This is a genomic window from Terriglobia bacterium (assembly GCA_020073185.1).
In the GTDB taxonomy this organism is placed as follows: domain Bacteria; phylum Acidobacteriota; class Terriglobia; order Terriglobales; family Acidobacteriaceae; genus JAIQGF01.
In genome coordinates, this window is record JAIQFT010000049.1 from 1 (window position 1) to 24,433 (window position 24,433).

Here is a 24,433-nt window from a genome sequence, read left to right on the forward strand (position 1 = left end):
TACGTCGTGGCCGCGGCTACCGCGACCTGAACTACCTGCTGCTCAAGGCGCAGCGGCTGGCCGCCACCAAGACCCAATTCCTGGTTCTTCAGAAAGCCGCATAGAATGCGCAGTTCACCAGATTCTTGTGCAGAACCCAGAATACAAACGGCATCAAGGAATCAGCTCGAATGATTCCGGCCGATATTCCAGATCGGCTACTCGTCACTAAAACACGAAGAAAACTCGACCCCGTCAAGCAACTGACCCAGGCTGGGTATCCCTTTAACCATATCGGCACTGAATTGGTGGAGATTCAAGGCAAATTTGAAATCGTGTCCAAGGATGTTGCGTTACTCAAGTCGGAATTTAAGACGCTACAAGACAACATCGAAAAGAAGATCGATAAAGAAACAAGCACTATCTCCGAAGCTATTTCCGGCATTCCCGAAAAAATCGACAACAAAATGCGCAGTACATTCGCGGAACAGTTCGGCTTGCATTTCGACCAACGCATGTTGCGCGTTTATGGGGGGGGCATCACGCTTGCAACCTTGGCTGCTGGTATGTACAAACTAATAGTTGCCTCGGCGCCTTCCTCAGTCCAAGGTTATTTGTTGATCGGCCTAGCAGCAATCTTCGCGCTCGTCACCTTGCTTTTAGCACGCAATCCGCGCTTACCCTCAGGTAAGTAGTGTCCTACGGTAACTGACGAACTGGAACTGAAACTGAAACTACTCCTCCGGCTCGGCTTCCTTTTGCACTTCCACTTTCACCTGCGCGGTGACGTCCTTGAACAGCCGTACCGGTACCTTAAACTCGCCCAACGTCTTGAGCGGCTCATCCAGTTGGATCTTGCGGCGATCGATGTTGAAGCCTTTCTTTTCCAGCTCCGCCGCCAGGTCGCTCGACGTTACCGACCCGAACAACTCGTCGCGCTCGCCAGACCGGCGCTGGAACAGGATGCTCACGCCGGCCAGTTGCGCGGCCAGCGCCTCGGCGTCGGCCTTGTCTCTCTGCGTACGCCGGACGGAGGCCGCCTTCATCTGTTCGATCACCGACTTGTTCGCCTTTGTCGCCTCGATGGCGAGTTTTTTCGGCAGCAGGTAGTTGCGCCCGTATCCTTCCGCGACCTTCACCACGTCGCCGCGCGAGCCCAGCTTGGGCACGTCTTCTTTCAGTATGACTTCCATTTGCAAAATCTCCAGTGTCGAGTTTCTGGTTTCTAGTTTCTAGCTGGTCGAGTCCGCCGCACCGGGCCACTAGAAACTCGAAACTAGAAACTAGCGACTCGTTTTAGGCGCGGCCCGCAAACGGCAGCAGCGCGATGTTTCGCGCCTGCTTGATCGCCGTGGAAAGCCGCCGCTGGTGCGGCGTGCACACGCCGGTCAGGCGCCGCGGCACAATCTTGCCGCTCTCCGCCACGAACTGCCCCAGCAGCCGGACGTCTTTGTAGTTGATCGAGTCAATCTTCTCGACGCAGAACTTGCACACTTTCTTGCGCCGGAAATACTTGCGGCCGCCTTCACGAGGACCGCCGGAACGCTGCGGACGCGGGCCGCGCGTCGGCGCTGCCGCTACGGCTGCGCTTGGTTCTCCGCCATCGGCTCCTGCCGGAGCCTGGCTACGGTTTGTTTCGTCTGCCATGATTCCTCTCTGAAACAGTTTCAAGTTTCTGGTTTCTAGTTCTCCAGATTCGAGCTGCGGTCGCGCGGAGCGGCCACTAGAAACTCGAAACCAGAAACTAGGAACTGGCGGTTACGCCGTTGCCGGCGCCGCTTCGCTGCCCGCCTCTGCTTCCGGCGCGGGTTTCGCCTTCACCTTCGCGTCGCGCAAGGCCTTGATCTTGGCCAGCCGCTTCTGCTCTTCGTCCACGCGCACGGTGATGAACTTGATCACCGGCTCGGCGACGCGCAGGCGGCGCTCCAACTCGCGGACCACTTGCCCGCTGCCTTCCATGGTAAACAGCACATACATGCCGTCCTGGAAGCCGCGCACCAGGTACGCCAGCCGCCGCTTGCCCATGCGTTCCACGTTCCTCAGCGTCCCGCCGGCGGTGCTCACCTGCGATTCCAGGGTGGAAATCAGTTTGTCCAGGTCTTCCTCGGCCATGTCGGACCGCACGATAAACATCAGTTCGTAGGTACGTTGCATTCGCCTTCTCCGCGATAGCTGCCAGCCATCAGCCTTCAGCCACCAGCAAAAACTCTCTTGTTCGCAATTCACCAGCTCGGAACTTGCAACTCATTCGTCCGCAGCCGCGCCGCTTGCCTTTCGGTTAAACCGGTTCATCGCCGCCGCGGCGCCTTCGCTGAAGATCACCTTCACTGCTTCGGCGGCGGCATCCAGTTCCTGGTCCACCACCTCGTACTGCGACTTCTTCAACTGCGACAGCACGTACTTGGCGCCGTCGTTCACCGGAAACTCCGGGCCGATTCCCAGCCGGATGCGCAGAAACTCCTGCGTCCCCAGCGCGTTCACCACCGACTCCAGCCCGTTGTGCCCCGCCGTCCCGCCGCGCTGCCGGACACGAATCGTGCCCCAGGGCAGATCGAGCTCGTCGTAAATCACCACCAGGTCGCGTGTCGGCTCCACTTCGAGCTCGCTAGCCAACTCTCGCACTGCCAGCCCGCTCAGGTTCATGTACGTCTCGGGCTTGGCCAGCACCACTTCTTCCGGACCGATGCGCGTTTTCCCGGTCAGCGCCCGGCAGCGCCGGTTGTTGACCTCAGCCCCGTACTGCTCGGCCAGTCGGTCCACCGCCAGGAACCCGAGGTTGTGCGGCGTGAACTGGTACTCGATACCGGGATTTCCAAGTCCCACGACCAGCTTCATGCCGTCAGTCAGTTTCAAGCTTCAGTTTCAGTTTCAGTTCACCGACCTGAAACGCGAAACTGAAACTATTTCTTCTCCTTCTTCTCGCCCTTTTCCGGCTTCTCGGCCTTTTCCGGAGCAACCTCGGCGCCTTCCTCGGCCGTTTCCTGCTTGCCTTTCTTGATAACCTCGGGCTCGGCCGGCGTGACGGCAGCTTCGGCGGCCACGGCTTCCGGAGTCGGCGCAGCTTCTTCCTTCACCGACGTAACGTGAGCCACCACTTGGTCGGCCGGCGTGATCATACGCACTTTGCCGCGGTCCACCGGCAGGTCGCTCACGCGCAGCACCTCGCCGAACACCAGGTGCGAAACGTCGGCGTCGACGTGGCTCGGAATATCGCCCGGCAGGCACTCCACTTCGACTTCGCGCAGCACCTGGTCTAGAATTCCGCCCTGCTGCTTCACGCCCGCCGCTTCGCCCTTCAGCGCGATCGGTACCTTCACCTTCAGGCGCTGGTCCATGGCAATGCGCTTCAGGTCCAGGTGCAGCAGCGCTCCCCGGATCGGCTCCCACTGCCACTCGACGATCATCGCCTTGCTGCGCTCGCCGTCCAGGTGCAAATCGAAAATCGTGTTGTATCCCGACTCCGAGTGCAGAATGCGCGTGATCTGCTTTGGATCCACGCTCACCGACACCGGCGGTTTGCCGGCGCCATACACCACGGCGGGCACCTTCCCGCTCTTGCGCACGCGGCGCGCGACGTTCTTCCCCTTCGCCTCCCGCACCTGTGCTTCCACTACGTTGGGTTCTGTTGTTGTAGCCATAATTTCCAAGTCCTTCTCTGTGCTCTGTGCCCCCGGTCTCCAGCAATCCCCCACGGAATCTCTAGGTAAATAACCGGCTGACCGAGGTCTCCTCGTGGATGGACTGGATCGCCCGCGCGATCAGCCCCGCGATGGACAGCACCTTGATCTTCGGTTCGTTGCGCCCCGCCTCGCTCAGCGGGATGGTATTCGTCACCACCACCTGCTCCAGCGGCGACTGCGAAATCCTCTCGATTGCCGGCCCCGACAGCACCGGATGCGTGGCGCATGCGACCACCTTTTTCGCGCCGCTTTCCAGCAGCGCGTTGGCCGTCTTCACCAGCGTGCCCGCAGTGTCAATGATGTCGTCGAGCAGCAAACACGTGCGGCCCTTCACGTCGCCGATCACGTGCATCACCTCGGTCACATCCATCTCCACCCGCCGTTTGTCCACGATGGCCAACGCCGAATCCATCTTCTTGGCGAAGAACCGGGCGCGCTCCACGCCACCCGCGTCCGGAGACACCACCGTCAGGTCCGGGTACGCCCGCTCCCGGTAGTAGCCCACCAGCACCGGCGAGGCGAACAAATGGTCCACCGGGATGTTGAAAAACCCCTGGATTTGCGGTGCGTGCAGGTCCACGATCAGCGCGCGGTCGGCGCCCGCGGTGGTCAGCAGGTCCGCCACCAGCTTCGAACTGATCGGCGACCGCGGCTTGTCCTTGCGGTCCTGGCGCGCGTAGCCGTAATACGGGATCACCGGCGTGATGCGCCGCGCCGAGGCGCGTTTCAGCGCGTCAATCATCAGCAGCAGCTCCATCAGGTGCGAATCCACCGGGTGGCACGTGGGCTGCAGCACGAAAACGTCCGCCCCGCGCACGTTCTCCAGGATCTGCACGTAGTGCTCCCCGTCGGAGAAGCGCGTGATCTGCGTCTGCCCGCGCGGAATGCCGAGGAACGCGCAGATTTCGTCTGCCAGCGCCGGGTTGGCCGTGCCGCAGAAAATCTTCAGCCTGTCGTCGCTGCGCGCGCGCTCCGGTTTGCGCACCTTCGCCTGCGTCGCGGCGTCTTCTTTCCTTTGCGTGGTCGTTGCCACCGTTGTCGCCATCACGTTGCTCGCTGCTGTACGCATCTCAGTGGGATTGACTGCCTGGCTCGGCTTGTGTCCCGTCTGCATGAAAGCTCTTAGCCATTGGCGCTTACCAATTAGCTGGTTTCGACTGACTCCAAGCTTCTCGCCCTCTTACTCGAAACTCGCAACCAGACACTGGTTCTTGGCTGGGCGGCCAGGATTCGAACCTGGACAAAGTGCTCCAAAGGCACTTGACCTACCATTAGTCGACCGCCCAACCCTACTTGCCGATTGGGTGAATTGGTGATTGGGCGATTGGCAAGCATTCCGGTTTCCCATCGCCAAATCAGCAAATCGGTAAATCAGCAAATCATTCAAACATCTGCCGCCAGTACTCTGTCCGGCCCAGCGTCCTTGCCGCCTTGGCCTCCATTCCCCGTGCCTTCAGTGCCGGCGCTGTTCGCTCCGCCATTTCCGGCGATTCGAAGATCCCGTACACCGCCGACCCCGAACCCGACAGCGACGCGTACTTCGCGCCTTCGCGCTCTAAGACACGTTTCACCTCGCGCAGTTCGGGACACTGGGGAAAGACGACGCGCTCGAAGTCGTTTTCGATCCCGGCTCGGACAAGGTCGAGAAGCAGTGTCTCGCCACGGTCCCTGTCTTTGACAGGAACACCGGATAGGGAACCCGCCAGCCAGGCAAACAGCGCCCGGCTGAACAGATCCATTCTACTGGCCACGGACCCGGGCGTCAACGCCGCCTGCTCACTGTTCATCCGCGCATCCCAGTCGGCGAAAGCCTGGGGCGTGGACACTCCGACGTTCGGTGTGGCGATCACCAGCGCCAGCGGCGGCAGGTCCGGCAGCGGCGCCACCTGCTCGCCGCGTCCCATGCCCAAGACCGTGCCGCCGACCAGAAACAGCGGCACGTCGCTGCCAATCTCGGCCGCGATCGACCGCTTGTCTTCCGCCGCCAGCGGTATACCCAGCTCGCGCTCCAGCGCCAGCATGGCCGCCGCCGCGTCCGACGACCCCGCGCCCAGCCCGCCCTGCACCGGCAAATTCTTTTCGATCTGGATCAACACCCGCCGCCGTTGCTTCAGCGTGCGCATCACCCGCTCTACCACGCGCCAGCAGGTGTTGTTTTCGTCCTGCGGCACTTGCGGATGTTGGCAGCAGATCTCGATGCCGGTGCCGGAACTTGCGCTTACCCGAATGACGTCGAAGACGTCGATCGTCTGGTACACCGTGCGCAGTTCGTGGAAGCCGTCGCCGCGCACCGGCCCGATGTACAGCCCGAGATTGATTTTGGCGTAAGCGCGCGCAGCGGTCGGCATGGGAGCGGCCATTGTAATGCAGCGCTGTGGGGACGTGAGTTTTCGCGATTTAAGAGTTGGCGAATTTCAGAAGTGACGGGATTAAGGCAGGCGTAACAGGTCGGCAGTGTTGACGGCATCGGCAGCCACGGCCAGCGCGCGTGCATTCCCGCCACCGTTGGATTCCAGACATTCAGAAATCCGGTGAGCGCTTCGTCCGTGACGTGCAGCGCCAGCGCCGTTACCAGTGCAAGCCACGCCCGCGCCAGGCCGCGGGTGCCATATGCGCGTTCAGGTGCGGTCGCGGTGGTCGCCATCGTAAAGCCTTGATTGGATTCCGCTCGAAAGCCTACCGCCGGCAGCCTAGAACAGAGTGTTCTGCCTCTGTCCCGGCTTCAGCCCGAAATGCTCGTACGCCAGGTGCGTCACGGTGCGCCCGCGCGGCGTGCGGTTCAGAAACCCGATCTGAATCAGAAACGGCTCGTAGATCTCTTCGATCGCATCCGGCTCCTCGGCCAGCGCCGCCGCCAGCGTATTTACCCCCACCGGACCGCCCTCATACTTGTTGATGATCGTCAGCAGCAGCTTGCGGTCAATCTCGTCGAACCCGTGGCGGTCCACTTCGAGCATCTGCAGCGCCGCCTCGGCCGTCGCGCGATCAATGTGCCCTCCACCGCGCACTTGGGCATAGTCGCGCACCCGCCGCAGCAGCCGGTTGGCAATCCGCGGCGTCCCCCTTGCCCGCGACGCAATCTCCAGCGCGCCGTCATGGTCGATCTGCACTCCCAGAATCTCCGCCGAGCGCTTGACGATGACCCGCAGATCCTCATGCGTGTAAAACTCCAGCCGCAGCACGATCCCGAACCGCGAGCGCAGCGGAGACGACAGCAGCCCCGCCCGCGTCGTCGCCCCGACAAAGGTGAACGGCTGTACCTCGATGGTGTGCGTCCGCGCCGACGGTCCCTGCCCGATGATGATGTCCAGCTTGTAGTCTTCCAGCGCCGAGTACAGCAGTTCCTCCAGCACCGGTTGCAGCCGGTGCACCTCGTCAATGAACAGCACCTGTTTTTCGCGGACGTTGGTGAGGATGGCGGTCAGGTCGCCCTTGATTTGCAGCGCCGGCCCCGAAGTCTGTTGAAACTGCGCCCCCAACTCGTTGGCGATGATCGTGGCCAGCGTCGTCTTCCCCAGCCCCGGCGGCCCATACAGCAGCACGTGATCCAGCGCCTCGGCGCGCGAGCGCGCCGCCTCGATCGCCACCGCCAGGTTTTCCTTGACCTTGGACTGGCCGATGAATTCCTGCAGCCGCCGCGGCCGCAGCTTCAGTTCGTACGACGCATCATCGTCCACCGGGGCGGCGGAAACAATGCGGTCTGGGTTTTCCTTGGATGTAGCCACTGTGCGGCGATAGTAAGACGAAACTAGCAGCCACGCAATCGCGCTGAAGGATCGAGGACCGTCTACTGGATCACGGTGCCCGACGCCAAACAAGTCGCGACCAGGCCGTCGCCGGAGAAATTGATCACACCCGGGGTGGCGGAGCAGAAAGCCCGGGTCCCAGTGCCGCCGATGTTGATCGGTGCTGCCGTGGAAGTGTAGTTGGCCCTAGGCGTTCCGGCGCAGTCTTGCAGGCCAAAGTTGTAACCCGCCTTCTGGCCGGTGGACAGCACACTGTCCAGGATACCGGCTCCGCTGGAACTGATGGGGCTACCCCCGGCGGGCGGACCCAGCTCGGTCAGCGAGCAAGTGTAGCCAATAGTGGGATAAGTCGACGCATACGTGGTCTCGGCGGTGGAGATGGTGCGCAGGGAAGCCACCGCCGACGCTTCGTTGGCGGCGATGCGCGCGCGCAAAAGGTTGGGAAGGGCGATCGCGGCGATGATCAGGATGATCGCCACCACGATCAGCAGCTCGATCAGCGAGAATCCCTTTGCTTTCCTCATACCCGCACTCTCCGCCTCGCGGCGATATGCGCGCAAGGCACATCATAGGCCCATTTTGGCGGAGTATCGGGGAGGGTACTCTTAGAAGTAACGGGAGGAGGAAAGCATCCGCATTGTGCCGCACCCTCGCGGGCTTGGCAAGTTACTTTAGGCCGTGTACCGATCGCTTTCTCACGGCTCCTGCCGCGTTGCCCCGATGTCGGTCAGCACTTCCTGCCCGACCACCTTGCCGTCTTCGTACACTACGTGCATCAAGCGCACGCGATAGCTGCGTTTGCGCGCCATCGCGTGGGCGAGGTCGAAGTCCATGAACGACGCAATAAACTCCCACTTCCCGCCCTTGTTTTCCCAGATCTCGAACTGTGCGAACCTCGCCATGCACTACCGCGATGCCCTTGCCCTGCTGGCCAACATCCTCCGCCCCAGCTTCGGTCGCGGTGGATGTTCTCCGCAAACGATCGGGGCGGTCTCTCTCGGCCGCCCACTCGGTGCGCGTCGCGGCCCGCGACTACTCCTCCTCCTCCGTCTCCTCGCCGCGCGACTTCTTGTAATTCTCGATGATCTTCTCCTGCTGCTGCGTCGGCACGATGTCGTAGTGGTCCATTTCCATGTTGAATGACCCGCGGCCCTGCGTCATGGAGGTGAGGTCCACGCCGTAGGTGAGCATCTCGGCCATCGGCACCTCAGCCTTGATCACCGTCTTGCCGGCCTTGTTGTCCATGCCCTGAATGCGCCCGCGCCGCCCGTTCAGGTCGCCCATGATGGCGCCCGCAAACTCGTCCGGAATCTCGATTTCCACCTTCATGATCGGCTCCAGCAGCGTTGGCTTGGCCTGCTCCATCGCCTTCTTGAACGCGATCCGCCCCGCCGTCTTGAACGACAATTCGTTGGAATCCACATCGTGATAGGACCCGTCGTACAGCACCACCTTGAAGTCCACCACCGGGTAGCCGGCCAGGAAGCCGCGCTGCGCCGCCTCCACGATGCCCTTCTCCACCGCCGGAATGAAGTTCCGCGGAATCGCGCCCCCGAATATCTCGTTCACAAACTCGAAATTCGCTCCCCGCGGCAGCGGCTCCATTTTGATCCGGCAGTCGCCGAACTGGCCGTGTCCGCCCGTCTGCTTCTTGTGACGTCCCTGCACATCCGCCCGTCCGCGGATCGTCTCCCGGTACGGCACCTTGGGCGCCTTCAGGTTTACCTCCGTGTGAAAGCGCTTCTTCAGTTTCGAGACTGTCACTTCGATGTGCTGCTGTCCCGTGCCCGCGATCAAAAACTCCTTCGTCTGCTCGTCGCGGAAGAAGCGCAGCATGGCGTCCTCCTCGCGCAGCTTGGCAATGCCGTTCGACAGCTTGTCTTCATCGGCTCTCGTCTTCGGCTCGATGGCGAACGTGATCGCCGGCTCCGGCAGCTTCACCTGCGCATACTGGATCGGCGACGCCTTATCGCCCAGCGTGTCGCCCGTCAGCGTGTCGCGCAGCTTGGCCACCGCGCCCAGGTCGCCGGCATGGAGTTCGTTCACCGGCACCATGTTCTTGCCCTGCATGACGGACACGTGCGCCAGCTTTTCCGGGCTCGACCGGGTGATGTTCTGCAGCGTCGCGTCGTTCTTCAACACGCCTGAATAGACCTTGAAATACGAAATGCGCCCCGCAAACGGATCGTTCAGCGTCTTGAACACGAGCGCCGACACCGGTTCCCTGTCCGCCACCTTGCGCGCCGGCGGCGCCCCATTGCCGCTGCTCGGCAGCGCTTCCACCGGCGGACGCTGCGTCGCCGCCGGCAAATAATCCGCGATGAACTGCAGCAATCGGTCCGCCCCGATATTCCCCAGACCCGAGGTGTACAGCACCGGGTAAATCCGCCGCGCCTCTACCGCCTTGCGTAGCCCCGCCAGCAGGTGCTCTTCGCTGATCGTGCTCTTGTCGAAAAATTCTTCCATCAGCGCGTCGTCGCCCTCGGCGATCAACTCCACCAGCCTTTCGTGCGCGCTGTTCGCTGCGTCCTTCAAATTCGCCGGGATTTCGCCGTCCTTGCCCTGCCCGTTGCCGCCCATCTCGTAGCTGAACGCCCTCATCCGCACCAGATCCACCACCCCGGTCAGGTTCTTCTCGCTGCCGATGGGAAGTTGCACCGCGATCGCCGTCCGCCCGAACGCGGCCACCGCCGACCCCAGCATGCGCTCGGCGTCCGCGCGCTCGCGATCCATGCGCGACCCGACGATCACTCGCGGCAGGTTGTACTCCTCGGCGTACTGCCAGGTCTTCTCGGTGACCACCTCCACCCCGCCGACGCCGTCCACCGCCACCACCACGCCCTCGACCGCCGGCATCGCCATCTTGGCCTCGTGCACGAACATGTTGAACCCCGGCGTGTCGATGAAATTGATTTTCGTGCCCTTCCACTCGGCGTACGCCACCGCGCTGGAGATCGTCATCTGCCGCGCGATCGCTTCTTCGTCGAAATCGGTGGTGGTGCTGCCGTCGTCCACCCGTCCCAGCTTCGGCGTCGCGCCCGCGGTATACAGCATGGCGGAGATCATTTGCGTTTTGCCCGCGTGGCCGTGGCCCACCACCGCCACATTGCGCACGTTTGCGCCTTCATAAACTTTCACGATTGAAACTCCTTTAAGCCATTCCACTTCCCGGGTTGTACCGCCGACGGGATTAGGACCCCTTGCGGAAGGGCGAACGGGAGAGTTAGGAAACCTGTGATTTTAGCAGACGCGAATTTTCCCCCTCAACTTGAACCCCAGCGGTGGTCAGACCTACGACACCGCCGGAAACTCCGTCGCCGGAAAATGACGACACGTGCACCCATACTCCGTCGCGCGTCAATCCCATGAAACAGGGGTCCGGTTTCGAATCGTCGCCGCGTTTTGCGAATTCCCGCCGGAAGCCGAGCCGTTTGCAATAGAAATCCTCCGCTGCCGCCGAGTCCGATACGTGGACGAGAGGAATCGCGAGCTTGATCATGCGCCACCCCACCTTCGTAGGTAAGATCTTAGTCGGTCTTGGACCTGGGTCCCGAAGCCTGCAGGCCTTTCTTCTCCTTGCGCCCGCGCCTGCCCCATCGCATACTTGTCCTACGCTGTGGGGTTCTTAATTTCGCGTATCCAAAGCCCCGGGTAGTAACTCTAATTGCCCATGATTGGCGCGAAACGCCAAATCGCGCGCGCGACTGCCTCGCTCATCGTGCTCGCTCTATGCTGGCCGATGGCGACCGCCTTCGCCGCTGCCGCATCCGCGCCGGCTCAAAAAGCCTGCTGCATGCGTGCCTCGCATGGCTGCCACCCGCACGATCGGTCCGGCGACCAGTTCGAATCCATCTGCCATGCCTGCGGATGGTGCCACGCTCTCCCCAACGCCCAGGCGCACTTGGTATCCGCCTCCGTCACGTTTTCATTCGCTGTCTATCACGCGCCCGAACTTTCCGAGTCAATGTCCCAGGCTGCTGCCGCTCCTTCCCGCCTGCACGCCTCCCGAGCCCCTCCGCGCCCCGCATCCGCGTGACCGATAGTTCGAGCAGATTCCGGGAGCCTCAATGCAGATAGCCTCAATGCTGACAGGCTCGATGCAACTGGGGTCGCTGAAATCGGGTGGAGCAGGCCTTCAGGCCTGCTGACCACGCCGGAAAGCAGTGCGGGCTTTAGCCCCTGCGGTACATCCCTCCGGACCTGCTCCGATGATCAACTGCGCTCTGCGCCTTTGCGTCCTTGCGGAAGGAACTCCCGATGCGAAAGAGTTGGATTCTCGTCGTGCTGCTTGCTTACGCTGCCGCCGCCCACGCCACCGTCTTTGGCGGTATTCGCGGCCTGGTTCACGACGCCCAGCACCGTCCCATTGTCGGTGCCCAAGTGGTCATCCACGCCGTCAACTCCGACTGGCGCAAGAGCGCCGATACCAACGACCTCGGCGAGTTTCGCCTCGGCGCCGTTCCCGCCGGCGCCTACGAGATCGATGTCTCCGCCCCCGGTTTCGCCAATTCGCGCCAGACCCTCACCGTCACCTCCGGCTACGTCCTGGAAGCTCATTTCCCGCTCGCCATCGCCCAGGTCCACCAGTCCATCGAAGTCAAAGCCGAGCCCGAATCCGTCGGTACCACCACGTCCACGACCATCGCCCTGGTCAGCCGCGAGCAGATTGCGCAGACCCCCGGCGCTGACCGTACCAACAGTCTCGCCATGATCACCGACTTCACTCCCGGCGCGGTCATCGTGCACGACCAGTTGCACCTCCGCGGCGGACACCAAGTCACCTGGCTGCTCGACGGCGTCCCGGTGCCCAACACCAACATTGCCAGCAACGTCGGCCCGCAGTTCGACCCCAAGGACATGGACTATCTCGAAATCCAGCGCGGGGGTTTCTCCTCCGAATACGGCGACCGCGCCTACGGAGTGCTCAACGTCGTCCCGCGCTCCGGCTTCGAGCGCGACCACCAGGCCGAGCTCGTCGCCAGCTACGGCAGCTTCAATCAGACCAACAACCAGTTCAACTTCGGCAACCACAATGAACGCCTCGCCTATTACGCCAGCATCTCCGGCAACCGCACCGACCTCGGCCTGGAGACCCCGGTGCCCCAAGTCATTCACGACCTCGGCAGCGGCCTCAGCGCTTTCACGTCTCTGATCTATAACAAGACGCCAAACGATCAGCTTCGCTCCGTCGTCTCGGTGCGCGGCGACCACTACCAGGTCCCCAACGATCCCGACCAGCAGGCCTTGGGTCTGCGCGACGTCGATAACGAGCGCGACGTCTTCGCCAACTTCTCCTGGGTGCACACCTCGCCGCAAGGGCTGATGTTCACCGTCTCGCCCTTCTTCCACTTCAATTCCGCGCACTATCAGGGCAGTGTCGATGACGACCGCGGCTCCAATTATGCCGGCGGGGTCGTCACCCTCGGCGCCAGCGGCGGGCGCCACAATGCCCGCGTCGGGGTCGAAGGCTTCGCACAGCGCGAATCCCGAGCCCTGGCCCTCACCAGCGACACCGGCGCGTTCAGCGCGTCACAGCACACGTGGGGCAACCTCGCCGCGCTGTTTGCCGAAGATCAGTTCAAGGCGGCGTCATGGCTGACTTTCAATGCCGGCGTGCGCCTTACCCATTTCAGCGGCGGGGTCAATGAAACGGTCGCCGACCCGCGCATCGGCGCCGCCCTCACCGTCCCTCGCCTGCGCTGGACCTTGCGCGCCTTCTACGGCCGCTACTACCAGGCGCCACCTCTGTTCAGTGTCGGCGGGCCCGAGCTCGCCCTCGCTGCCGACCAAGGCTTCGGATTCCTGCCGCTCAAAGGCGAACGCGACGAGCAGCATGAGTTCGGCCTGGCCATTCCTCTGCGCGGCTGGACGTTGGACTTCTCGCACTTCAAGACTGCCGCCAAGAACTTCTTCGATCACGACGTCCTCGGAAACTCCAACATCTTCTTCCCGCTCACCATTGACCGTGCCCGGATTCACGGCTACGAAGCCACCGTGCGTTCCCCGCAAATCGCCGGCCGCGCTACGCTTCATCTCGCCTTCTCGCGCCAGTGGGTGGAAGGCTTCGGCGGCGTCACCGGCGGTCTTACCGACTTCTCCCCGCCCGAGGATACCTGGTTCCTTCTCGATCACGACCAGCGCGACACCCTCAGCTTCGGCGGCAATGTCCGCCTGCCCTTGCACTCCTGGATGTCCGCCAACCTCAATTACGGTTCCGGCTTCCTCAACGGCGACGGCCCCTCTCACCTGCCGTCGCACACCACCTTTGATCTCTCTCTGGGCAAGACTTTCGGCGAGAGCTGGACTATCCAGGCCAGTGGCCTGAATTTGAATAACAACCAGTATTTGCTCGACAACAGCAACACCTTCGGCGGCACTCACTACGCCAATCCGCGCGAAGTCATCGTCGAGGTCCGCTACCGCTTCAAGTACTAGCGTTCATGCGCTAAATTACCTGGTTCCACGCCAGCGCAACTATCTGTGCCCGGTCGCATCTATATGCAACGAGCAACTCTCACTATGAAGACGAAGCAACCCAGCGTGGCCTGGCTGATCAGCTTGTTAGTTTTTGCCGCGTGCGGCGCCACCGCCTTGCGCGCGCAGAGCCCCAATGAGGTCCTGCGCCCGCCCAAGGGCGCTAAGGTGGCCATCGTGGTTTTCGAAGATCTCGAGTGCCCCGACTGCGCCCGCGCCGCCCCGCTCGTTCTGGAAGCCGCCAAGGCCTACAAGATCCCCGTAGTCCGCTACGACTTCCCCCTGCCCCAGCATCTGTGGTCCTTCGATGCCGCCGTATTGGCCCGCTTTTTCGGCAGCAAGTCGCCCGCGCTCGGCGTGGAATATCGCGAGTACATCTTCGAGCACCAGCAACAGATCACCGGCGCCAATCCCCTGGACGAAACCGGCCAGAAGCAGCGCCTGCGCGTCGCCACGGAAAAATTCGCCCAGGAACACAAGGTCGTGCTGCCCTTCGTCGTGGACCCACAGAACAAGTTCGCCAACGCCGTCCGCGCCGACCGCGACCTCGGCACCCGCATCGGCATCCAGCACACGCCGACGCTCTACGTCGTCAACAACAGCCGCACCGGACGCCCCTTCATCGAAGTCGTCGATCGTTCGCAGCTATTTCAATTGATTGACCAGATGAAAAGCGAAGCCGGCTCCTGAACGTTCTTATTACTGACTTTGCGCCAGCTCCGGCGTCGCCGCCAGCAGCGACTGCGTGTACGGATGCGCCGCGCGCGTCGTCATCTGCTCCGTCGTTCCCAGTTCAACGATCTTGCCGCGATACATCACCGCGATCCGCGTCGCTAGGTAACGTACCACCGGCATGGAGTGCGAGATGAACAGGTAGGTGAGCTTGAACTCGCGCTGCAGTCGTGCCATCAGGTTGATGATCTGCGCCCCCACGCTGACGTCCAGCGCCGACACCGGTTCGTCGGCCACGATAAACCGCGGGCGCAGCGCCAGCGCGCGCGCAATCCCGATCCGCTGCCGCTGTCCCCCGCTGAACTCGTGCGGATACCGCCCCAGGGCCGCTTCATCCATGCCGACGGCCCGCAGCAACTCCGACGGCGTGAGCGGCGCTGGCTCTTCGCGGCCCATCTGCGCCCGGTGAATCTGCGCCGGTTCGGCCAGGACTTCCCGCACCCTCATGCGCGGGTCGAGCGAGCCGAACGGGTCCTGGAAGATGATTTGCATGTCGCGCCGCAGCCGCCGCATCTGGGCCGCGCTCGCCGCAAGCACGTCCGCGCTTTCCGCGAAGCGCACTGTTCCCGACGTCGGCTCAATGAGCCGTAAAATCACCCTGCCCAGCGTAGTCTTGCCGCTGCCCGACTCGCCCACCAGGCCAAGCGTTTCTCCCGCGTGAATGTCGAGCGACACGTCGTCCAGCGCCCGCACCTCGCCCTTCGCGCCTCCGCCCCACGCGGATTCGCCGAGCAGAAAAACCTTGGTCACATTGCGCACTTCAACCAGCGGCATCGCGACTGAGCCCATGTCAAAATACCCTTTGAACTGCCACTCCTCGCTCTTTAAATTGCGCCAGCCGCATCAGCGTAGCCAGAACCGCCTAATTGAGCTGGCGTTTAGGGTCAACCCAACTGAACACCAGCCATCGGGAACTGCAATGATTGCACCGTAACGGCCAGACCCGCACCAGCCACGACATGAGAACTTCCCGGTAATTGGCGCGATGCGAACGCACGATATCTACGTGGTCGCAGAAAGGGCAGTGCGCATTCGGATGGAAGTATTGCACTCAGATTCCGCACTTGTTGTTTGCCAAATATTATAGCCACACACCTCATAGCCACAAGGCGAGCTTCGACTCTCCGCGAGGCCGGCTGCGCGGGGCGCACGCTGGAGCGTGACGGCAGTCACTTACGCCGGCAGCGAGATTCGCAAGAATTCAGACACTCCAGCTACCGGAGGGTCCTATGTCTGCATCGATGCGATGTCCCTCGTGCGGGGCCACTCTGGCGACGGTCTTTCAGCCGCTGAATTCGTGGAAAGAAATTGCCGCTTACACGGGCCGCGGTGTGCGCACCGTGCAGCGCTGGGAACATCAGGGCCTGCCCGTGCATCGTCCCAAAGGCAAGGAGCGCAGCGCCGTGATCGCTTTTCCTGAAGAGATCAGTAAATGGCTGCATGGCACGCCGCATCGATGATCGCCCATTTCTGACAGCGGCGGTTTCGCAGAGCTGAAGTCCTGCTCCACCCGGTCAAATGCAAAGGGTTGCCAGTTTCATGGGCTGAAGCCCTGCCACGCCATCGTGCGCTGCTCACGCCTTCGAGCGCAGGAGTTCCTCCATGTCCCCGAGGCGGTCGCCGAGCAGGTTGAGCTTGTGGGCCAGGCCCTGGATTTCGGTGTGGGCGCGGCGGTTGACGTCGTAGTCAAGTTCGCCGCGCAGGCGGTCTTTCTTGTCCTGCCGGTTCTGGCTCATCATGATGACCGGCGCCTGGATGGCGGCCAGCATGGAGAGAAACAGGTTGAGCAGGATGAAGGGATACGGGTCCCAGGCGTGGTTGGCGAGGCGCACGTTGATCATGGTGTACATGGTGAGTAAGACGCCAAACAAGATGATGAACGACCAGGAGCCACCGAAGGAGGCCACCGAGTCGGCGATGCGCTCGCCGAGTGTGGCCTGCTCCTCGATGATCTCGTTGGGGTGGCGGCCGGCGCGGATGCGCACCAGTTGCTGGGCGGCGTGAAACTGGTGGCCAAGCACGGAGAGCATGTCCATGGCGGCGTGCGGCTTGCGCTGGATGAGGTGGAGAATGTCATTGCGGTCCACCTCGACGCAGACGGTTTCCTCGGCGGCCAGCGCCTCGGTCTGGTGCGGGGTCTGCTCCAGCATGGAAGCGAAGCCGAAAAATTCGCCCTGCCCGGGCTCATCGACGACGACTTCCTGGTGGTCTTCGTCGACCGTGGCGACGCGCACGCGGCCGGTGATGACGATGTAGGCGCGTCCAGAGGAGTCGCCGATTTTGTAAATGCGCTGCCGCGGCGCGAAGCTCTTGATCTCGGTCTGCGCGGCGAGGACGGCGGTCTCCTCGTCGTCGAGCTGGGCAAACAGCGGGACTTGCTTCAACACTTCGGGATCGCAGGGCATGCGGAATCTCCTCGCTGGGTTTGAGGGAGTGTAATCGAAATATTGACGTTTGCGGATTGGCGATTGATTCGGTGGCACTGATGCAAGTCTCGCGGGGAAGGCGGAATCCAGCCCGGCCCTGCCGGGCTATCCACTGATGTAGTAAACTGCGCGCAATCGTCTGGGGGAAAGCGAGAAAAACGTGATCGAGCTGGCGCCTTCGATATTGTCGGCTGATTTTGCCCACTTGGCGGACCAGGTGCACGCGGCGGGCCAGGGTGGCGGGTCGCTGCTGCACGTCGACGTGATGGACGGCCACTTCGTGCCCAACATCACCATCGGGCCGCCGGTGGTGAAGGCGTTGCGCAAAGTCACCCAGTTGCCGCTGGATTGTCACCTGATGATCGAAAACCCGGACCTCTACATCGGCGCCTTTGCGGACGCCGGAGCGGACTGGATCTCGGTGCACCAGGAAGAGTGCGTGCACCTGAACCGGACTCTGACTTTGATCAAGTCGCACGGCTGCCGCGCCGGCGTGGTGATCAACCCCGCGACCCCGGTGGCCACCCTTTGCGAGGTGCTCGACCTCGTGGACTTCGTGCTGGTGATGTCGGTGAACCCCGGCTTCGGCGGGCAGAAGTTCATCCCGGCGTCGCTGCACAAGATCGCGCGCCTGGCAGCCATGCGGACCGAACGCAACCTGAATTACCGCATCGAGGTGGATGGCGGAATCGCCTTGGACACGGTGCAGCAGGTGGTACGCGCCGGGGCGGAGATACTGGTGGCGGGCAGCGCCGTGTTCGGCTCCGGCGACATCAAGAGCAACGCGGCATCCCTGCTCAAGGCGGCGACCGAAGCGACCCTGCTGAAAGTGTAGAGAGGCGCGAATTTCGAGTTGTTCAGGCGAGTCGCGAAGCGACGCCAGTTCATAACCCGGGAACCTAAGTTCCGCGACAGCTCACTCCAGAATTCTCGCAGAGTCCCGCAGCGGCGCGGGACTACCTGACGGGGGACTGTTCACCCAGGATCAGTTTCAGAAACTGCCTAAAGACGGACAACCGCTGCAGGGCCAAATTCCCGCCCGTGGCGCAATCGAGGTCAAGTCCACCAAGCATGACGCATGGCTCACGGCGGATAGCCGGGTGGGGGAGGGGGGAACCTAACTGGGGGTTCCCCAGTGATGAACACGGCTCCTCACTCGATGTGCGCGTCAACTTCGGATCTCCTGTAAACTAGCAGGTACCGTTTTCCGCTCCAGAGTCTCGGTTCTCAGAGCTATTGAGGTAGGGCATGTTGCGACGTTTTCTTTCCTTTCTCTTGCTGGCGCTGATGGTGGTCGCGCTGGCGGGCTGCCACAACAAGAAAGTCTCCAACCCGCTGGCCGATGTTGGGTCCAAGCAGCCGGACAAGGTGTTGTTTGATCGGGCCATGGACCAGATGAAGCACAACCATATGGACCAGGCGCGGATCATTTTGCAGACGCTAATTAACACCTATCCGGATTCGGAGTACATCGCGCGTGCCAAGCTGGCGGTGGGCGATTCCTGGTACGCCGAAGGAGGCTCGGCGGCCTTGGCCCAGGCGGAGAACGAGTACAAGGACTTCGAAACCTTCTTTCCCAACCTGCCGGAAGCGGCCGAGGCGCAGTTGAAGGTGGCTAATATCCACTATCGGCAAATGGAGAAGCCCGACCGCGATTTCACTCACGCCTTGCGCGCGGAAGAGGAGTACCGGTCGCTGATCCAGGAATTCCCCGACAGCAAGCTGGTGCCGGAGGCAAAAGAGCGGCTGCTGGAGGTGCAGGAGGTGCTGGCGGAGCGCGAGTTCCTCATCGGGCGGTTCTATCTGATGCGCGAGGCTTGGGCGGCAACCGTGGCTCGGCTGCAGACGGTGGTAGACGAGTATCCCCTGTACAGCGGCGCCGACGAGGCTCTGTACCTATTGGGCAATGCCTACGAGCGGCAGATTGACGTGATCCGCGCGGCAAAATTCGATGAAGTGGCCAAGGGGAAGTTGCTCAAGGGATTTACCGACAAGGCCGCGGTCGCCTACGCGCGCATCATCACCCGTTACCCGATGACCAACCGCGCCGGCGATGCCCGCAAGCGTCTGGAGGCATTGCACCGGCCGGTTCCCACGCCCACCCCGGAGATGATCGCGCAGAACAAGAAGGAAGAAGAGAGCCGGCGCGAACTGGGACACTGGGGCAAGCTCAAGCTGAACCTGCATCGCAGCCCCGACACCTCGCTGGCAGCGCGGGTGGGCGAGCCGACCCTGGTGGATCCGACGCCGACCAACGCGCCCGACATCGTCAAAGCAAATATGGCGGCGTATCACGCGGCCACCGGCAAGCCGCCGGCAGGAACGGGCAGCGTCAGCGTGGAAACAGTGAAGGGCGCCACCACACCGCTGCCCAATCAGCCTGTGCCGCGCAGCGACGCGGCGCCGGCGGAGAATGCGGGCGACACCGGGCCGCCGGAGCTGAGGCCCATCAAGCCGGCGGACAGCGCGGATCCGGCGGCGAAGTCGTCCGCTCCAGCGACGCCTCCGGCGCAGATCAACGAAGCGGCCGCAGGCCAGGCCGTGCCGACGGCGGCGGATTCCAGTTCTTCAGCGGCTGCCTCTTCTGCTGGCAGTAGTGCCAATGATAAGAACTCGTCGTCGACCAGCAAGAAGAAAAAGAAGAAGGGGCTGGGGAAGCTGATTCCGTTCTAGACTGCAGGCTTCAGGCTGCGGGCAAGAAGGGCGGCCTCCCGTCGCCCTTCTGTTTTGGTGCAACCTGCTTGGGTGGAAGCCGAAAGCTTCGTGCCTGAAGGGACATGTCCGATGGTGGATGAGGGAGCTCCACCGGGTTGCTGTTTGGGTTGACTTGAAAGGGCAGAAACAGTAACTTCGGGGTTACGCTCCCCCTCAAGAGGCTCGTAGTGGCGCTAAAGGTACTTCTAGCGGACGACAATATCACTGCCCAGAAGATGGGCTGCAAGATCCTCAGCGACGCCGGCTACATTGTGGTCGCGGTCAGCAACGGCGCGGCCGCGATGAAGAAGATCGTGGCGGAAAAGCCGGAGCTCATCATCCTCGATGTTTACATGCCGGGCTATAGCGGCCTGGAAGTCTGCGAAAAGGTGAAAAACGCGGCCGAAACGGCGCAGGTGCCGGTGCTGCTGACGGTGGCCCCCATGGAGCCGTTCAACGCTGCGGACGGCAACCGGGTGAGGGCCGACGGGGTGCTGACCAAGCCGTTCTTGCCCACCGATCTGCTCGCCGTGGTGCGCAAATTCGAGGAGAAAATCCATCCTCCGGCGCCGCCGGAAGCGGGAAAGGCCGCCGGGATGCCGGCGCTGCAGGAATTCGAGGACGAAAGCTACGCCGAGTGGAAGGCGGGGGCCGCGCCCGAGGATGATGCCGCCGCCAAAGCGCCGGAGATGTCGCAGGAAGTGGCGTCTGCGCCTGCGCTGGGGATCGAACATTTGGAGGCCGTACCGGCAAGACCTGTGCCGGAGTTTGGGGTGGAAGCAGCGCCCGCCGCCTATGCGGCAGAGAGTCAACCGCAAACGTTTGATTTGAGTGCGCCCTCGCCGGTTTTCGACCTGGACCATACCGAAGCGGCAGTGCTTGCGCCGCCGGCGGAGTTGGAGTTTACCTCGGCGCCGCGAACTGCGGCGATGGACGTACCGCCCGCGGCGGAACTGGAAGTCACGGCGCAGGAATCGGCAGCACAGGTGCCGATTGTGCAGGACGCGGCGCTGGTCACCAATCCGTCGGACATCACGCAATTCGCCACCAAGTTCGGCCAGGAGCATCCGGAGGACGTACCGGTCGGAATCGTCATGGAGCAGCCGCCCGAAGAGATGGAACTGGAAGTTGAGTCGCGCGCCCCTGTCGACGATTCTCTGCCGGAAACACCCAATCCGCATTGGGGCGATCCGGACGTGAGGGATGCTTTGGGGTTCTCCGGCGGGGCTCCCGCCGCAGCGCCCGCGCCTGAAGCCGAGCCGCAACCTGAGGTCGGGGTGAAAACGCAACGGCTGCAAGCCGTGCCGGAAGCGGAGGTCGGAATGGATACGCAACCGCTGGAGGTTTCGCCCGAGCCGGAAACAGGAATCGCGGAAATGATGGCGCCGCACCCCGAAGCCGTGTCGGCGGAAAGCGCGGCGGCGGCCGCTGCTGCTGAGACCCACAACCTTACGCAACAACTCGTGGCTCAATTCGCGGCCGAATTGGAAGCGGCGCAGAAGCAAGCGCCGCCGGCGCCCGCGCCGCAGCCGGAGATGGAGCCTCCTGCACAAGCGGCGTTCGCGGTTGCGGTCCCGGACGAACAGCGTCTCGCGCAAGCGGTCAGCCGCGTGCTGGAGCGGTATCAAGGCGTACTGATCGCGGCGATCGTGAAGGAACTAAAATCGTAGCCGCTGATGGGCACCCGCCAATAGAAATCGGCGGTGCTGAAGCCACTGCGCAATAAAAAATACAAGCGTTCATCAGGCGCGGAGCCGGCCTAGTCCGTCTACCACCGGGCGGATGGACCGCGCAAGCTGAGCACCGGGCATTCGACCTGGCACGCCACCTTGTATGCGTGCATCCAGGGCAAGTGGTCCACAAAAGTGTCGGGCGCCTTCAGACCGAAGGCGACCAGGTCCACCCCAAGGCGTGCGGCCGTTCCGATAACCATATCGGCGACATTGCCGAAGGCCACATGAAGGTCAACCCACGGCGGCATTGCCCCGGCGGCGGCCACCATTTCGATCATGCGCCGTTCCAGCGCGTTTATGATCCGCTGACGATCGTGGGCGGCTTCGCCGTCGAGGCGTTCGACCACGTGCAACAGGGTGAGCTGGGCGGCGAAATCTGCGGCGATGGCCATGGCCAACGGCAGGGCGCGCGCCGAGTCCGGGGAGAAGTCGGTGGGAAACAGAACGTGCTTCAAGCGCACCGTCTGCGGGTCGGACTGCCAGGAATGCGGACCGACGGTCAGCACCGGGCATGAGGCATAGCGGAAAACATCTTCAGCGACCGACCCCAGGACCAGCTTGCGTACCCCCGTCCTGCCATGCGTGCCGACCACGGCGAGATCGATGTGCTCGCGTTCCATGATGGCGCGCAGTACCTCGCCAACCGCGCCCGCCTGGATCCAGGCATGATGGGTCAGGTCCTGGCAATGCGTGCGGGCCAGAACACGATCGAGCAGGGCGCGGGTTTCGGTGCGGGCCAGGTCCATGGCGCGCGCGACCGCCTCGGTACTGCCTAGGTAAGCTTCGGGCGGGACAAAGGAAAAAAGTCCGGGTTGCACGACGTGTACCAGGTGCAGCGTGGAGCCGAAGTGATGGGCCGCGGCCACGGCGTGCAGTAAGGCTCGTTCCGAGCAGGGAGAAAAATCGGTTGCGACCAGCACGTTGCGGATGGCGAGCGCGACTTGTGGAGTTGTGGCAGTCATGGCACATCTCCTCAAGCGTCGGGTCAGTCCTGCGGCTCGGCGCTCTCGATTGTCTAACTCAAGTCTACGCGTGCGCGTTTTTTGCCGCAGTGACGCAGGGCACATCGGCTCAGCACGATTTGTCGATTTGCAACGCGAGTATGGTGCGCGATCAACGGCCGCTCAGCATCGCCACGCGGGGCGCAAAGGAGTTCATGGCCGGCTCGCGCAACCTTGCCCGTGCTCACGCTCCTGTACCGCCCGGCGCCGCCCCGCCTTGCTAACCGAGTGGTAATCGCAGGGGAGGTTGCGTGCAGTCTGATTTCTTCCCGAAGGATAACGCCCCTGCCACCGTTCGACTCTGTTTACCACCCGCCAATTTCCGGTTGCAAGAACCAATTGCCCGACCCCACCGCAGAGAGAAAGTCAAAGCCAGCCTGATCCGTCAGTAACCTTGCTCGATTACCTATTACTGGTCCATCTGGATACAGATCCGCTTCTATCGCCCTATCCTAGGGCCATGACAATACATGCCATTTCGATCCATCGCGGTGGCATTGGACGCTGTCGCCAGGCGGGAAGGACTTGCTGTCCAATGTTTGCCACGAGGCGCGGCTGGACGCAGGTCGCGAATGAGAAATGGACTGTGACGTCAGTTGGCGGCGGAATCGCCGCTCATTTCTAAAGGACTAATGTATGAAGCTTGGTTGCCGCATCGTCTTCGTTCTTGGGCTGGCCGTTCTTGTCCTGATTCTGGCATCCAGCTCAGAATCCTCCACCGTCGCAAAGAAATCCGGACCCGCATTTCCCGCCTATCAGGATAACCCGTACCAGTACCTGTACGGGAACGTGGTCAGAGCCCTGGTGTTTCGCCATGGAGACAAACTGTTCACCAACGTTGAAGTCAAGCCCGTGCAGACGTATCCCATGTTTTCCCAGTTCGTCACGTTTTGTGACAATCAAGAAGATAAGCTCGACCTCACCACCTCGGAACCTGTGGTACTGGTCTACAGCCGCATTATGCACCGCCAGGACTGCTTCGACCTGTCGCGGGTAGATGTAGTGCAGAAAGCACGTCAGGCGGGGTCAAACGGTTACTAGACTATACGAAAATACGATCAAGTAGCTTCAATCAATCGATCGCGAGGGTTGAGTCGGCTATTTTCCACCTTTCGAAAACCGCGAAAGGTGGGGCGCCCACAGTTCTCTGACGGCAGAAAGGTTAGCCACCCGCCATTGTAGGGCTTGTGAAGGATGCCAACGGGTGCTACATCATTGCGGCGGAAACTGAACTCAGTCGTGTCGGGCAGCATCAGGAAGAGCGCGCTACAGGCGGTGATCCGGTCCCGCGTAGCGTGATAATGCCCGCCCAGAATCGCTTCCTCGCTGACCCGCGGGTTGGAGAAGAAGCGGTACGCCGCTGTGATGCTAGCCCAATCCTGACCAGCCCACGGGATTCCCCACCGACCTGGTCTGAGAGTTGCCCCAGTAGCTTCCGCAGCCTCTTGCCGTGGCGTGCGTCGTTGAACTTGCACCTTGCCAGTTCGTCGTCGATCCAACGCTCTGGCTGCAAACCTGCCACAGTCTGCCGCTTCTTCATGACGGCAGTTCGCCACCCTGCCGCCCGATTCGGGAGAAATCGCGCAGCGATCTTTTCAACGATTGCTTTCGCGCTGTCCTCATCGACGGGGAGAAACTCCTCCTTCAGTATCGCCCCCTTGTCTTCGAGCAGATGCTTGTGCCAAACGTAGCGGGCCGTGCCGTTGGCGTTGGCGGAAACCACCCACTGGTCAATCTCATCCTGATGGAGGACGTTTACTCGCCACTGTTCCTGGATGAAGTCGATCCTTTCAATGGCTACAAAGCTTCCGAACAGCCCGAGGGCGAACGTCAGCGCAACGTACTGGCGTAATGCGCCGGACCTGAACTCCAAGACCAAGCTACCCTCGTGGCTGGGTCTTTCGCCCCGTTCAATGGCGACCTGGCAAAGCTTCTCGATGTCTTCCGGGGTCACCACCGAGAACCCCT

General features: G+C 62.2%; 25 protein-coding genes and 1 tRNA gene. 9 read left to right on the forward strand and 17 right to left on the reverse strand.

Annotated features, from left to right (window positions below):
- Positions 1–170 precede the first annotated feature (170 nt).
- Positions 171–674, forward strand: coding sequence for a hypothetical protein (locus LAN64_15740; protein MBZ5569290.1), 504 nt, complete (start codon positions 171–173; stop codon positions 672–674).
- Positions 675–713: 39 nt separating this feature from the next.
- On the opposite strand, the gene rplI is transcribed toward LAN64_15740, so the two are convergent.
- The 13 genes from rplI to LAN64_15805 form a co-directional block, all read right to left on the reverse strand.
- Positions 714–1,172 carry a 50S ribosomal protein L9 gene (gene rplI, locus LAN64_15745; protein ID MBZ5569291.1) on the reverse strand — a complete coding sequence of 153 codons (459 nt, stop codon included), beginning with the start codon at positions 1,170–1,172 and terminating at the stop codon, positions 714–716.
- A 103-nt stretch (positions 1,173–1,275) separates the two neighbouring features.
- Positions 1,276–1,626, reverse strand: coding sequence for a 30S ribosomal protein S18 (rpsR, locus tag LAN64_15750; GenBank protein ID MBZ5569292.1), 351 nt, complete (start codon positions 1,624–1,626; stop codon positions 1,276–1,278).
- Between the two features lie 111 nt (positions 1,627–1,737).
- Complete coding sequence (gene rpsF, locus LAN64_15755) at positions 1,738–2,133, reverse strand: 30S ribosomal protein S6 (GenBank protein ID MBZ5569293.1); 396 nt, start codon at positions 2,131–2,133, stop codon at positions 1,738–1,740.
- Between the two features lie 90 nt (positions 2,134–2,223).
- Complete coding sequence (gene pth, locus LAN64_15760; GenBank protein ID MBZ5569294.1) at positions 2,224–2,814, reverse strand: aminoacyl-tRNA hydrolase; 591 nt, start codon at positions 2,812–2,814, stop codon at positions 2,224–2,226.
- Positions 2,815–2,879: 65 nt separating this feature from the next.
- The gene (locus tag LAN64_15765) at positions 2,880–3,617 is read right to left on the reverse strand and encodes a 50S ribosomal protein L25 (GenBank protein MBZ5569295.1); all 738 of its coding nucleotides are present in this window, start codon (positions 3,615–3,617) and stop codon (positions 2,880–2,882) included.
- Positions 3,618–3,678: 61 nt separating this feature from the next.
- Positions 3,679–4,773, reverse strand: coding sequence for a ribose-phosphate pyrophosphokinase (locus LAN64_15770; GenBank protein MBZ5569296.1), 1,095 nt, complete (start codon positions 4,771–4,773; stop codon positions 3,679–3,681).
- 98 nt (positions 4,774–4,871) lie between these two features.
- Positions 4,872–4,945 (reverse strand) — tRNA-Gln (locus LAN64_15775).
- Between the two features lie 93 nt (positions 4,946–5,038).
- Entirely contained in the window at positions 5,039–6,007 is a 969-nt protein-coding gene (gene ispE / locus LAN64_15780) for a 4-(cytidine 5'-diphospho)-2-C-methyl-D-erythritol kinase (protein MBZ5569297.1), read from the reverse strand.
- 342 nt (positions 6,008–6,349) lie between these two features.
- Positions 6,350–7,423: a Holliday junction branch migration DNA helicase RuvB gene (ruvB, locus tag LAN64_15785; GenBank protein MBZ5569298.1), complete on the reverse strand. Its 1,074-nt coding sequence runs from the start codon at positions 7,421–7,423 to the stop codon at positions 6,350–6,352.
- Between the two features lie 23 nt (positions 7,424–7,446).
- Complete coding sequence (locus LAN64_15790) at positions 7,447–7,929, reverse strand: prepilin-type N-terminal cleavage/methylation domain-containing protein (protein ID MBZ5569299.1); 483 nt, start codon at positions 7,927–7,929, stop codon at positions 7,447–7,449.
- 171 nt (positions 7,930–8,100) lie between these two features.
- Entirely contained in the window at positions 8,101–8,307 is a 207-nt protein-coding gene (locus tag LAN64_15795; GenBank protein MBZ5569300.1) for a hypothetical protein, read from the reverse strand.
- 130 nt (positions 8,308–8,437) lie between these two features.
- Complete coding sequence (gene fusA / locus LAN64_15800) at positions 8,438–10,543, reverse strand: elongation factor G (GenBank protein ID MBZ5569301.1); 2,106 nt, start codon at positions 10,541–10,543, stop codon at positions 8,438–8,440.
- A gap of 85 nt (positions 10,544–10,628) precedes the next feature.
- Positions 10,629–10,904, reverse strand: a complete 276-nt coding sequence (locus LAN64_15805; GenBank protein MBZ5569302.1) for a hypothetical protein — start codon at positions 10,902–10,904, stop codon at positions 10,629–10,631.
- 758 nt (positions 10,905–11,662) lie between these two features.
- Here LAN64_15805 and LAN64_15810 point away from each other — a divergent pair.
- Both LAN64_15810 and LAN64_15815 read left to right on the forward strand, forming a co-directional pair.
- Positions 11,663–13,840, forward strand: a complete 2,178-nt coding sequence (locus LAN64_15810) for a TonB-dependent receptor (GenBank protein MBZ5569303.1) — start codon at positions 11,663–11,665, stop codon at positions 13,838–13,840.
- Between the two features lie 84 nt (positions 13,841–13,924).
- Positions 13,925–14,569, forward strand: a complete 645-nt coding sequence (locus LAN64_15815) for a DsbA family protein (GenBank protein ID MBZ5569304.1) — start codon at positions 13,925–13,927, stop codon at positions 14,567–14,569.
- Between the two features lie 9 nt (positions 14,570–14,578).
- Here LAN64_15815 and LAN64_15820 read toward each other — a convergent pair whose 3' ends face one another.
- Positions 14,579–15,385: an ATP-binding cassette domain-containing protein gene (locus LAN64_15820; GenBank protein MBZ5569305.1), complete on the reverse strand. Its 807-nt coding sequence runs from the start codon at positions 15,383–15,385 to the stop codon at positions 14,579–14,581.
- A gap of 455 nt (positions 15,386–15,840) precedes the next feature.
- On the opposite strand from LAN64_15820, the gene LAN64_15825 reads away from it, so the two are divergent.
- Complete coding sequence (locus LAN64_15825) at positions 15,841–16,071, forward strand: hypothetical protein (GenBank protein MBZ5569306.1); 231 nt, start codon at positions 15,841–15,843, stop codon at positions 16,069–16,071.
- 114 nt (positions 16,072–16,185) lie between these two features.
- On the opposite strand, the gene LAN64_15830 is transcribed toward LAN64_15825, so the two are convergent.
- Positions 16,186–17,016 (reverse strand): DUF1003 domain-containing protein, encoded by an 831-nt coding sequence (locus tag LAN64_15830; protein MBZ5569307.1) that lies wholly within the window; start codon positions 17,014–17,016, stop codon positions 16,186–16,188.
- Positions 17,017–17,197: 181 nt separating this feature from the next.
- Here LAN64_15830 and rpe point away from each other — a divergent pair, with 181 nt between their 5' ends.
- The 3 genes from rpe (at position 17,198) to LAN64_15845 (ending at position 21,401) form a co-directional block, all read left to right on the forward strand.
- On the forward strand, positions 17,198–17,872 hold the full coding sequence (gene rpe / locus LAN64_15835; GenBank protein ID MBZ5569308.1) for a ribulose-phosphate 3-epimerase: 675 nt from the start codon (positions 17,198–17,200) through the stop codon (positions 17,870–17,872).
- A 413-nt stretch (positions 17,873–18,285) separates the two neighbouring features.
- On the forward strand, positions 18,286–19,710 hold the full coding sequence (bamD, locus tag LAN64_15840) for an outer membrane protein assembly factor BamD (protein ID MBZ5569309.1): 1,425 nt from the start codon (positions 18,286–18,288) through the stop codon (positions 19,708–19,710).
- A 209-nt stretch (positions 19,711–19,919) separates the two neighbouring features.
- Positions 19,920–21,401: a response regulator gene (locus tag LAN64_15845; GenBank protein MBZ5569310.1), complete on the forward strand. Its 1,482-nt coding sequence runs from the start codon at positions 19,920–19,922 to the stop codon at positions 21,399–21,401.
- 98 nt (positions 21,402–21,499) lie between these two features.
- On the opposite strand, the gene LAN64_15850 is transcribed toward LAN64_15845, so the two are convergent.
- Positions 21,500–22,426: a universal stress protein gene (locus LAN64_15850; protein ID MBZ5569311.1), complete on the reverse strand. Its 927-nt coding sequence runs from the start codon at positions 22,424–22,426 to the stop codon at positions 21,500–21,502.
- Positions 22,427–23,101: 675 nt separating this feature from the next.
- On the opposite strand from LAN64_15850, the gene LAN64_15855 reads away from it, so the two are divergent.
- Positions 23,102–23,506 (forward strand): hypothetical protein, encoded by a 405-nt coding sequence (locus LAN64_15855; protein MBZ5569312.1) that lies wholly within the window; start codon positions 23,102–23,104, stop codon positions 23,504–23,506.
- 17 nt (positions 23,507–23,523) lie between these two features.
- Here the strand turns inward: LAN64_15855 and LAN64_15860 are convergent, their stop codons facing one another.
- A complete protein-coding gene (locus tag LAN64_15860; GenBank protein MBZ5569313.1) occupies positions 23,524–23,940 on the reverse strand; it encodes a hypothetical protein in 417 nt (138 codons plus the stop codon).
- Positions 23,941–24,143: 203 nt separating this feature from the next.
- On the opposite strand from LAN64_15860, the gene LAN64_15865 reads away from it, so the two are divergent.
- Positions 24,144–24,317 carry a hypothetical protein gene (locus tag LAN64_15865; GenBank protein ID MBZ5569314.1) on the forward strand — a complete coding sequence of 58 codons (174 nt, stop codon included), beginning with the start codon at positions 24,144–24,146 and terminating at the stop codon, positions 24,315–24,317.
- The last annotated feature ends 116 nt before the right edge of the window (positions 24,318–24,433 follow it).